The 9,200-nt window shown below is 69.0% G+C and carries 10 protein-coding genes and 1 pseudogene; 10 read left to right on the top strand and 1 reads right to left on the bottom strand.

The genetic code is table 11. The features are described from left to right. Positions 1 to 146: 146 nt before the first annotated feature. The 9 genes from G5C65_RS24520 to G5C65_RS24560 all read left to right on the top strand — a co-directional run bounded on the left by G5C65_RS24520 (position 147) and on the right by G5C65_RS24560 (position 7,591). The gene (locus G5C65_RS24520) at positions 147 to 1,079 is read left to right on the top strand and encodes an endonuclease/exonuclease/phosphatase family protein (RefSeq protein WP_165301091.1); all 933 of its coding nucleotides are present in this window, start codon (positions 147 to 149) and stop codon (positions 1,077 to 1,079) included. A 168-nt stretch (positions 1,080 to 1,247) separates the two neighbouring features. Beyond that, complete coding sequence (locus tag G5C65_RS24525; RefSeq protein WP_165301092.1) at positions 1,248 to 1,538, top strand: hypothetical protein; 291 nt, start codon at positions 1,248 to 1,250, stop codon at positions 1,536 to 1,538. Positions 1,539 to 1,553: 15 nt separating this feature from the next. Then, positions 1,554 to 2,534, top strand: a complete 981-nt coding sequence (tgmB, locus tag G5C65_RS24530) for an ATP-grasp ribosomal peptide maturase (protein ID WP_165301093.1) — start codon at positions 1,554 to 1,556, stop codon at positions 2,532 to 2,534. After that, positions 2,531 to 3,691: a methyltransferase domain-containing protein gene (locus tag G5C65_RS24535; protein WP_165301094.1), complete on the top strand. Its 1,161-nt coding sequence runs from the start codon at positions 2,531 to 2,533 to the stop codon at positions 3,689 to 3,691. Before tgmB ends, G5C65_RS24535 begins: the two co-directional genes overlap by 4 nt. 78 nt (positions 3,692 to 3,769) lie before the next feature. Continuing rightward, positions 3,770 to 4,105, top strand: a complete 336-nt coding sequence (locus G5C65_RS24540) for a hypothetical protein (protein ID WP_165301095.1) — start codon at positions 3,770 to 3,772, stop codon at positions 4,103 to 4,105. Positions 4,106 to 4,215: 110 nt separating this feature from the next. Continuing rightward, complete coding sequence (locus G5C65_RS24545) at positions 4,216 to 5,070, top strand: DNA glycosylase family protein (RefSeq protein ID WP_165301096.1); 855 nt, start codon at positions 4,216 to 4,218, stop codon at positions 5,068 to 5,070. After that, on the top strand, positions 5,012 to 6,511 hold the full coding sequence (locus G5C65_RS24550) for a B12-binding domain-containing radical SAM protein (protein WP_165301097.1): 1,500 nt from the start codon (positions 5,012 to 5,014) through the stop codon (positions 6,509 to 6,511). The genes G5C65_RS24545 and G5C65_RS24550 overlap by 59 nt, the downstream gene beginning before the upstream one ends. Further along, a complete protein-coding gene (gene tmk, locus G5C65_RS24555) occupies positions 6,508 to 7,155 on the top strand; it encodes a dTMP kinase (protein ID WP_165301098.1) in 648 nt (215 codons plus the stop codon). The genes G5C65_RS24550 and tmk overlap by 4 nt, the downstream gene beginning before the upstream one ends. 4 nt (positions 7,156 to 7,159) lie before the next feature. Next, complete coding sequence (locus G5C65_RS24560; protein ID WP_165301099.1) at positions 7,160 to 7,591, top strand: NUDIX hydrolase; 432 nt, start codon at positions 7,160 to 7,162, stop codon at positions 7,589 to 7,591. Positions 7,592 to 7,920: 329 nt separating this feature from the next. On the opposite strand, the gene G5C65_RS24565 is transcribed toward G5C65_RS24560, so the two are convergent. Further along, positions 7,921 to 8,205, bottom strand: coding sequence for a helix-turn-helix domain-containing protein (locus G5C65_RS24565; RefSeq protein WP_241266018.1), 285 nt, complete (start codon positions 8,203 to 8,205; stop codon positions 7,921 to 7,923). On the opposite strand from G5C65_RS24565, the pseudogene G5C65_RS24570 reads away from it, so the two are divergent. Next, a pseudogene (locus G5C65_RS24570) lies at positions 8,189 to 8,637 on the top strand (NUDIX domain-containing protein). The gene G5C65_RS24565 and the pseudogene G5C65_RS24570 sit on opposite strands and share 17 nt — an antisense overlap. Positions 8,638 to 9,200: the final 563 nt, after the last annotated feature.

Genomic DNA, 9,200 nt, shown 5'->3' on the forward strand with positions numbered 1-9,200 from the left:
GCCCGGGGACACCCCGCCACGGCTCCCCCGCGGCACACAGCCCCAGGCAGAGGGCGGGTCCCACGCACCACGCCCAAGGCGACCGAATCGGGCGCAACAGGGTCGCACACACCAACAGGCACACACCCGAGTGGGAAGGGCCACCGATGACGGAACACGACGACGACCTCGTCCTCGTCTCCTGGAATCTGGAAGCCGACGGCGAGATCACCGACACCGGGGACGCCGGCCCCGCGTGGCACCTCGCGCACGACATCCTCGCCGAGGTCGGTCCTGACATCCTGCTGCGCCAGGAGATGAAGTACAGCCGCACCGACACCATGCGGCGTCTGCACGATGCCGAACTGCGCCTCGGTATGTCCGGCTACCTCGCCCCCGACAACCCCGGCGCCCCGGACCTGCCCTCGGGTGTCTTCCTGCGCCCCGGACTGTTCGAGGTGAACACGCACCACACACCGTCCCGCCCGTGGTGGCTGCGCCCCTGCCACCTGACCGTCCGCCTCGGTGACTGCCCGCGCCCCCTCGACCTCATCTCGTTCCATATGTGCTTCTACGACCCCGCCACCCGTTCCGCCGAGGCACAGTGGCTCACCCTCGGCGCCGAGCCCGGACGGGCGAGCCTGATCGCGGGGGACTGCAACAGCTACCCGGACCACACCCGCAACGCGGTCGAACGGGTCATCCTCCCCGACTGGGACACCGTCCCCGACCGCGCGCACGCCACGCACCGCACCATCTACGAGCTCGGATGCCGCGTCAGCGACACCAGGCCCGACCGCATCCTGTGCGACGCCGGATACGTCGACCTCGCCCGGCATGCCTGCACCGAACTCGAACAGCCCTCCGCACTCCACCCGACAGCCGGATACGACAAGCGCCACCAAAGTGGACCACAGCGCATCGACCGCGCCTACGCCTCCGCGGGCCTGCACCGCGCGGTGACGTCGGTCGAGGTCATCGACACCGACCAGACCCGCCGGGCCAGCGACCACGCGATGCTCGTCGTCCGCCTCAGCCGCAGGGAACTGGAGAACGCCCTCACCCCCGAGACGAGCGAGGAGTATCACCTCGCCAGCTAGCTCCCTCGGCGACTCGTCGGGGCCTGGGGCAGACCTGGCGCCCCCCCCCGCACCTGACTCAGCGCTGATGCGCCGTGCGCGCGGGCGCGGGTGGTACGCCCTTGTCGGTCAGCACCGGCAGCCGCACCGTTTCCGCACAACCAGACACCGAGAGAAGGAGAGAGCAGCATGACGATGCTCAGTCACGTAGACGTCGATGCGGTCGACCTCGTCCTGCACTCGCCCGACGGCGAATCGCGCGGGATGTTCCACCGCACCGGCGATCACTTCCCGCTCAACCCGATCCGGCACATCCTCTCCAGCATCGACGAGCAGCCCACAGCGGCACGGCCGTGGGGTCTGCGGTACCTGGCCATCCCGCGGCCGACCGCCGGCAGGCACGAGGGCGGCTCTTCGGAGACGAGCGAGGGCTCGCCCGACGGCAGCGGTCCGCAGGACGAAGAGACGAAGCCCGACTGAGGAAAGGGGCCCCACGTGACACACGTCCTTGTCATCACTGACGAGGACGACCGGACGGCGAGCCGGGTCACCTCCGAGCTCGCCGTCCGCGGCGTCCCCGTAGCCCGCATCGACGCTACGGACTTCCCGACCAAGCTGCATATGTCCGCTCAGATCAGCACCGGCGCGACATGGAGCGGGCGACTCGTCGACGCTGGCACGGGCCGCGAGGTCGTCGACCTCGCCGCCGTGCGCAGCGTCTACTACCGGCGGCCCACGCAGTTCACCATGCCCGAGGAGATGAACCGCGCCGAACGACTCTTCGCCTACGGCGAGGCACGCCGCGGGTTCGGCGGAGTGCTGCAAGCCCTCGACGACGCCTTATGGGTCAACGACCCCACGGCCGCAGCCCGCGCCGAGTACAAACCGAACCAGCTCGCCGCAGCGGCAGCAGTCGGTCTGGACATTCCCCGTACGCTGATCACCAATGAGCCCGAGCGTGCCTACGCATGGGCAGCACAGCTCGACCGGCCCCTCATCTACAAGCCGCTCGCCGGTATCTGGCACGCCGACGAGGGCAAGGTGCGCGTCCTGTACACCAGCCCCGTCACGAACCTCGACGAACTGCGCGACGAAGCCCTCGAACGCACCGCCCACCTGTTTCAAGAGCAGGTCGACAAGGAGCACGAGGCCCGCGCGATCATCGTCGGTGACCGGGTCTTCACCGTTGCGATCGATGCCACGTCCCAGGCCGCCCGTACGGATTGGCGCTCCGACTACGACGCACTCACCTACCGCACCATCGGCCTGCCGGACGAGACAGCGCGACGACTCGTCGCCCTGCACAAGCGCCTCGGCCTGCGCTTCGGCGCGGTCGACCTCATCCGCGACACCACCGGGCGCTGGGTCTTCCTGGAGACCAACCAGAGCGGCGAATGGGGGTGGCTCGTTGCCAAGACGGGCATTGCCGTAGCCGACGCCCTCACCGACCTACTCATCAAGGGGGCCGACACATGACGACCAACCCACCCGCACGGGCGCTCTCGGCCACGCTCACCGCATCGGGCCACCTGACACCCACGTGGCGAACGGTCTACGAGGCCGTGCCACGGGAAGACTTCATCCCGTCCCGGGCATGGGCCGTCCCCGACGGCCCCGAGCCCGGCTACCCGATCGACCGCGACCAGGACCCCGAAGGCTGGCTGCGGGCCGTCTACTCCGACACCTCCATCGTCACGCAACTCGACGACGGCGACGGCGACCTGCACACCGGAACGGGAACACCGAGCAGCTCAGGCTCGGCCCCCGGCATCGTCTTCGCCACCCTCGACGCCCTCGACGTCCGCGACCATCACCGCGTCATGGAGATCGGCACCGGTACCGGCTGGACCGCCGCCCTCCTCTCCCAGCGCGTCGGCGCAGACAACGTCACCTCGATCGAGGTGGACAAGCAGGTCGCCGCGCAGGCGGAGAAGAACCTCACGGCCGCCGGCCACGCGCCGCACCTCGTCGTCGGCGACGGCGCCGCCGGCTGCCCCGCACGAGCGCCCTACGACCGCGTACACAGCACGTGCGCGGTGGCCACCTTCCCTCACGCGTGGGTTGCGCAGACCCGGCCCGGCGGCGTCATCGTGGCCCCCTGGGCGCCCTTGTACGGTCCCGGCCAGCTCGCCCGCCTCGTCGTCGACGATGACGGATGCGCGATCGGACGGTTCCCCGCCTTCGCCTCGTACATGATGCTGCGCTCTCAGCGCCGCACGGTGAAGTGGGATCCGCACCACACCAGCGAAGCCCGCGAGGCCACAACACAGCTCGACCCCCGCACCCTGGCCCACGGCGCCTACACGGCAGACCTGATGATCGGCGCACTCGTACCCGGAGTCGCCCGCATTCCGGCACCGGCTGACGACGGAACGGGCAACTTCTCCCTCCTGCTCGTCGAGGTCGACCGGAACGACGGCACGGGTGCATGGGCCGCGGTCGACTACACCCCCGGAGAGACCGACTACCGCGTCACCTCCTATGGGCACCGCGACCTGTGGCACGAGGTCTCCAGCGCCTTCCTGCGCTGGGTCGGATACGGGCAGCCCGACCGCCATCGGTTCGGGATGACGGTCACGTCAGAGGGTCAACACCTGTGGCTCGACGACCCGCGCCACCCCATCACCCAATGACAAGGTGCCTCGGCGACCGGGCCAACGGTCACCGAGGCAGGCCACCAGCTACCCCGGCTAAGTAGGAGCTGACGACCAATGCGCGACCTTATCGCCTGCCTGCACCCCCTGCTACGGCTGCTACTCCCGCAGCCACGCCCCGGCCGCCACACCGCGGCCTACCTCGCGAACCCCGCGCCCACGCGCCCCGCCCCGGCTCAGCCGGCCAAGAGTCAGCCCCGGCCGGTCCCCGATCACGTCCGCGAACGCATGCACCCCCTCGACGCCGAGGCCGTCGCCCCGATCCGCCCCTACCTGATCGCACACGAACACAGGGTCGAGCGACGTCGGCAACGCGAACGCCGCACCGCCGCCGCCCTGGCAACCCTCGGCATCGACTACGACCCGAACCTTGCCGTCGCCGTCGGTGCTTAACGCGTCTCACAGGCGAACCGTCGCGTTTCTCCCCGCACCCCCGTCCGAAAGGAAACGATGGCACCTCCAACTCGGGGCGCAACGCGCGCCCGCTGGGAGGAGACGAGACCATGACGATCACTCTCACCACGGATCACCCCGGATGGCTCACTGGACCCGCGAGCGAGCCTGTGCGCCTCGTCATGTACGAGGATGTTCCGTGGCTCGCCGTCTGGCAGCCGACTGCCGGGCTGGTCCTGCGCCCCATCGGTACCGAGAACGCGGTAGCCCCGCCAGCACCCCGCACCGCGCCGCACGAGCTGCCGACCGCGCCCGAGGCCGCGCCGCTGGTACAGCGGATCGCGACGCTCGGCCACGCGCAACGGCTGACGAATCCCTCACTGTGGGATGCGATCACGACCGCGATCCTCCGCCAGGTCGTACGAGCCGAGCAGGCCCGGAAGGTGTACCGCCGCTGGTGCGCCAACCACGGCCGCGCTGTCGATACCTCCGTCGGCCCGCTGTGTCTGGCACCGAGTCCTGATACGGTCCTCGGTCTGCCCGACGAAGCGTTCGCCGAGTCCGGAACCAGGTTCCACCGCACGGCACTGTGCGCCGCAGCGACCGCCTACATCAAGCATCAGGCCGCATGGGCGCAGCTCGCGCCCGAGGATCTCGTGAAGGCCCTCGACGAGATTCCGCGCATCGGCCCGTGGACCGCATCGGCCGCCGCCGCGGATTACACCGGCGACTTCTCGGTCTACCCGCACGGCGACCTCGCCGTGCGCACCTGGGCGCGCCTCGCGCTGCCCGGGTACCCGTTCCCCGACACCGACCGCGCGTTCGCCGCACGGTGGCGCCGCCTCGCCAACGACAACCGCACGCAGCTCCACGCCCTGACCCTGTTCACGCTGACATGGGGGAACCATGCTCGAACAGACCAGCACGGAGACGACCCGCACGACCGGCCAGATAGCGGGGGCTGACTCGGGGCGCCCCCTCGATGCGCTGTTCGTCAACGCGCCGTTACGGGACTACGCCGAGCGCCCGCGCGTCAACGACTACACCCTGCCCGTGCTCGGCATGGCCTACATCGCAACCTATGCCCGGCACTCCGGGTTCAACGTCGGCGTGCTCGACGCCGAGGCACACGGGCTCGGCATCGACGAGACCGTGCGCGCCATCAACCACGCCGCCCCGCGATGGGTCGGCATGAACCTGCTCGCCCCGACCTATGAACTCTCGGCACGCATCGCGAGCGGTCTGCACTCCGACATCGCGCTCATGGCAGGGGGCCACCAGGCCAAGGCCATGCCGCAGCGCGTGCTCGCCGACCCCCGGATGGCCGGCTTACGCGCGCTCGTACTCGGCGAAGGTGAGACCCGCGTCGCCGCACTCCTGGACGACGAGGGCCGCCGCGCATCCTTACCCGGCGTGATGTGGCGCGACCGGCTACTCGGGACGACCGCCGCGGGCGTCGCACACGGCACAGACACCGCACACCTGCTCGCCCCGGACATCGACGCTCTCCCGCTCGTCGACCGCGCATACCTGCCGCAAGACCCGTACCGCGCCGATGACGGCCGTATCGAGGCCAACATCGTGGGCTCGCGCGGCTGCCCCTACGACTGCGGATTCTGCGGCGCCGCGGTATCCGCGAACCCAGACGTCAAGATCCGTACACGCTCCCCCGAGCGGATCGTCGCCGAGCTGGAGACCCTGAACGCCGAGCACGGCGCCACCGCGTTCCGCTTCGTCGACGACCTGTTCCTCGGCGCCGCCCGGATCATCCGGCCCGCCATGGACACCTTCACCGCAAGCCGCATCGGCGAACGCTACGTATGGGACGCCACCGGCCGGATCAACGTCCTCCATCGCGCGGACGACGCCATGCTCGACACCCTCGCCCGCAACGGGTTGCGCGAGGTCGCCCTCGGCATCGAATCCGGCAGCGACCGCATCCTGCGCGCGATGGACAAACGCATTACGGCCGAGATGACCGAGCAGGTCGCCCACCGCCTGATGGAACGGGGCGTCAGCGTGAAGGGCTACTTCATCCTCGGCTATCCGGATGAGCAACCCGACGACCTCGGCGCTACCGTCCGCCACATACATCGGCTGTGGGACCTCGCCGACGCCCAGCCCGGGAACTTCCGCGCTTCCGTCTTCGAGTTCCGGCCCTACCCCGGTACCCCCATATGGCAGCAGCTCACCGCCGACGGCTACGACCCCGAGCAGATGCTCGCGTACGCCGACGTCGACCTCACTGACCAGGGAGCCGACGAGTCCATGCGCGCTCGCGACGAATTCAACTTCTCCGTCGGCATCCAGTTCGGGGGCGTCCCCCTCCCCGAACTGCGTGGCACCCTCGCCCGCCTCGCCCGTGAGCAGCACCACCGCAACGCATCACCAGGGGCCGCAGCGTGAATCGACCCGGCCGGCTCATCACCCTCGACGGCCCCGGCGGCGTCGGCAAATCAACCACCCTCGCCGCCCTCGCCGCGCACCTGCGCCAGCACGGCGCCCCCGTCCACACCACGGCCGAACCCTCGGACAATCGGCTGGGCCGGTTCACCCGCGCCCACGCCGACCACATCCGCGGTCACGCCCTCGCCTGCCTCGTCGCGGCCGACAGATATCACCACATCGAAACCGAGATACGGCCACGCCTCGACGCCGCCCAAGACGTCCTGTGCGACCGCTACCTCGCATCCACCCTCGTCGTGCAACGCCTCGACGGCGTCCCCGAGCCCTTCCTGCTGGACTTGAACGCCGACGTGCTCCTGCCCGACCTCGCGGTCCTCCTCACCGCCGCCCCTGCAACCATCAGACAGCGTCTCACCACTCGGGGAGCGCACCACAGATTCGAGCAGGACCCCGAGACACCCGCGCGCGAGGTCCGCCTCTATGAACAAGCAGCGCGCACCCTCGAACGCATGAAGGTACCCGTGCTGGTCCTCGACACCACCGAGGCCACTCCTTCGGAGACCGCCGAGCGAATCGCCGAACAGGCGCCCCCATACGCCGATACCGTCATCGACAGCCACACCAGACCCGACGACCCACGGTGACCCCATGAACGCAGCGCCCATCCTCGACACGCACGTCATCCTGCTCGACGGCGACAAGGTCCTCATGTCACAGCGCGGCGGCCCCTATGGCTACGGTCGCTGGCACCTGCCCTCGGGCAAGCTCGACCGGGGCGAGACCATCCCCGCGGGCGCCGCGCGCGAACTGCACGAGGAGACCGGCGTCACCGTCGCGCCCGACCAACTGCGGCAGGTGCACGTTGTGCACCACAAACAGGCCGAGGACATCGAACGGGTGGGCTTCTTCTTCCTGGCGACCGAATGGGAGGGCGAACCGAGTAACCGTGAGCCCCAGAAATGCCTCGATCTGCGCTGGTTCTCCGTACATGACCTGCCCGAGGACATCATCGAGTATCCCGCCGCGGGTCTCCGCGGCTACCTGGACGCGCCCGGCGCGCTCACCCTGCACGGATGGTGACCTGGATCGCGGCACGGCAATGATCTTCTGCTTCACGACGGACAGCAACACTCGGGCCCGGTGCCATGGCATCGGGCCCGACGCAGCTCAGCGGGTGGGAGACGTGGGAGAAAAACGGGAGAACGCAGCCTCGGACAGCTCCGCCGAGCTGGTTCGTACCCTCCCCGTACTTGGCCTCTGACCTGCGACGCAAGTGCAGTTCCGCAGGTCAGATCAAGATCGATAATGGTCTACGGATCAGAAGGTTGCAGGTTCGAATCCTGCCGAGCGCGCAGCAGGTCAGAGGCCCCTTGGGATCGCCCAAGGGGCCTCTTGCTCTGACGTTGACATCAGCTTTGGCGTCGGCCGCCGCGTGGGAGTGGCTGCCTTGGTCTTCCAAGCAGCGCCGGAACCCCTTGCAGAGCCTCCACGTGGACGCGCAGGGCTTCCGCCAGGTCCGCGAGCATCTTGACGTTGTTCACCGGGATCCGGCCTGACTCGACCCGGTACACCCAGTCATCGGAGCGGTTCAGCAGCTCGCCGAGCTGCCATTGGTGCAGGCCACGGGAGGCACGGTCAGCAGGCTCGTGCCAAGCCGAGAACGAGCACGAACAGCGGATGGCCCGGCCACGCATGGCCGCAGGCGCCCTGTTCTTCGACGCCCAGGGCTGCCTCCTGCCGGCCCGTCCCTCGTACAAGCCGAAGTGGGAGATCCCCGGCGGGTACGTGGAGACGGACGAATCCCCCTTGGCCGCGTGCCGCCGTGAAGTGGAGGAAGAGCTGGGCATTACACCGCCTATCGGCTCGCTGCTCGTAATCGACTGGGCACCGCTCCCCGCCGAAGTGACAAGGTCCTGTATATCTTCGATGGTGGTGAGCTCAGCCCGGACGCCGCAGCGTCAATCAAGCTCGCGCCTGACGAGCTGCTGTCCGCCGAGTTCCATCCGGCCGAAGACCTCGGCCGGCTTCTGATTCCGGGGCTTGCCCGCCGCGTGAAGCGTGCCGTCGCCGCTCGTGCTGAGGGCCATCCGGTCTATCTCGAACACGGCGAGCCTCCGGCGGGGTAGCCGCTTCGGCGCTGCCCATGGCCTTCCGATTCAACGCAGCGAGTCGAGACACGGTACGCACCCACACGGGGCGCCCGACAGATAGCGCTGCTGCCGCACCGGTTTTCTGCCGTCTGGCTGAGATCCACCGAATGCGAGGGCCAGCGCCGCTATCCTGATGGCCTTGTTGATGACATGCCACATGGGGGCTACGTGTCGAGTGTCAGGTCTCTTGCCGTGGCCACGGCCTGCCTCGCGGTTCTGGTCGGGTGCAACGGTGGCGGCAACGGCGGTGGCACAGACGCTGACGCTTCCGAGGGAAAGAGCAAGACCCCCAGCTCTGAAGCGCCTACGTCGCGCGGACCGTCGGGTAGAACGCTGTCGGTCGCGGCGGCTCGCACGGGGTTGTTGGAAGTCGGCGATCTGGGCGGCGGAGACTGGCGGCTCGACGAGGAACGACTAGGACTTGTCCGGTCGATCATGTGACTGCCTCGCGTCCGGGTCGTTGATGCGGACATGGGGCGGGGTGATCTGAGTGATGCCGAGTGGGAACGGCTGCGGCCGTTCCTGCCTGTCAGTAACAG

It is taken from the genome of Streptomyces boncukensis, assembly GCF_011045075.1.
GTDB lineage: Bacteria > Actinomycetota > Actinomycetes > Streptomycetales > Streptomycetaceae > Streptomyces > Streptomyces boncukensis.